Annotated in this window: 1 protein-coding gene; it reads right to left on the bottom strand. The window is 73.1% G+C overall.

Going from position 1 to position 1,259, the window contains the following annotated elements; genetic code table 11:
* Positions 1-345 precede the first annotated feature (345 nt).
* Positions 346-1,125, bottom strand: coding sequence for a hypothetical protein (locus tag J1M41_RS11370; RefSeq protein WP_061873154.1), 780 nt, complete (start codon positions 1,123-1,125; stop codon positions 346-348).
* Between the last annotated feature and the right edge of the window lie 134 nt (positions 1,126-1,259).

Genomic DNA, 1,259 nt, shown 5'->3' with positions numbered 1-1,259 from the left:
GTCCGCGGCGGGGCCCTCGCGGCCAGCAGCCGAGAGCGCGTGGGGCCGCCGACGGCTGGAAGCTCAGCAAGGGGGGAGGGCGCGGAGGCGGCGGCACGACAGGGCCCCGCCGTGGGGGCGATGTCTGGGCCGGCGACCGGCGGGGGACGTGTCGTGGAGTGGCAGCCAGCTGCCGGCGCCGCGCTGCGAGCTCGTGGTGCCGCGGAGACAGCGGCAGCCGCCGCGGGCGGACGGCCCCGCCCGCATCGTGCGGGCGGGGCCACCGGGGGGTGTGGGCGCTTGCGGCCCGGGCGGTCAGCGGCGGGGCCGCCGCAGTGCGACGACCCCGCCGAGAGGGAGAGGGAATCAGGCCGTGGCCGGAGCCTCGGCGGTTCCGCGGGTGCTGGCCCGCTCCACGGCGGAGCCCTCCCGCACGCTGGCGGACTCCGGGGACTGCATCAGCGGCACGGCGCGGAACAGACGTCCCACGCCCTCGTACTCGGCGTCGATCGTGGGGAGCTGATCCCGACGGATCGGCATCAGAATGCCGTGCGCCCACTGGCCGTGGACCCACGCGACGGGCTTGCCCGAGTGGTTGGTGTCCGGGTCGAACGTGAGCACCTCACCGTCGCTGGTGTACCGCGCCGTCACGTCGGCCAGCGCCTTGACGTACTTCGGATTGACCGTGAACGTGCCCTCCTCGAGCGCGCCCCGCGGCTGGGTGTGCAGGCGGAACAGGGAAGCGATCTTCGGATACTCGTCCGCGTCCGCGTAGTTCTTCAGCGGCACCGTCTGCACCTGCCCGTTCGCCGCGTGGACGGTGAACGTGACGGTGTCCTTGTCGGCCGTCAGCTCCACCGTGCCGTCCTTCTTCGCGGCGCGGAGCACCGGGAGCAGAACCTTCAGGCCCGAGCGGTGCAGGCGCACCGGCGGCAGGCCCGCGCCGTGCGCGGGCGCCTCCAGGGCGTACTCGGTCAGCGTGCGGGCGAGCTGGTAGCGGTCCGTGCTGTAGGCGATCAGGCCCTGGTCGGTCACCTCCAGAGGGACCGTGGTCAGGCGAGCCCCGACCGGCTCGTCGGCGAGGCGGGCGGGGTAGGAAGCGACATCGAGACCGCGGAGCAGCTGGCGGGCGTTGAACGTGAGCATGAGAGCCTCCAAGGCTAGGGGTGCAGGGGGCCGGGTGCCTCCCGCTGAGTCAAACCATACACGGTTTGTGGTGTGGGCGCAATCGGTTGTGTGGTTGTGTGCTGGCGGTGTTATGGCATGGTCGGGGGTGGGGC

It is taken from the genome of Micrococcus sp. KRD096, assembly GCF_017168495.1.
In the GTDB taxonomy this organism is placed as follows: domain Bacteria; phylum Actinomycetota; class Actinomycetes; order Actinomycetales; family Micrococcaceae; genus Micrococcus; species Micrococcus luteus.
This window is presented reverse-complemented; position numbering and strand designations above follow the sequence as displayed.

Bases quoted from the DNA above. Each gene is read 5' to 3' on its own strand.
- J1M41_RS11370 (WP_061873154.1), bottom strand. From the start codon at position 1,125: ATGCTCACGTTCAACGCCCGCCAGCTGCTCCGCGGTCTCGATGTCGCT.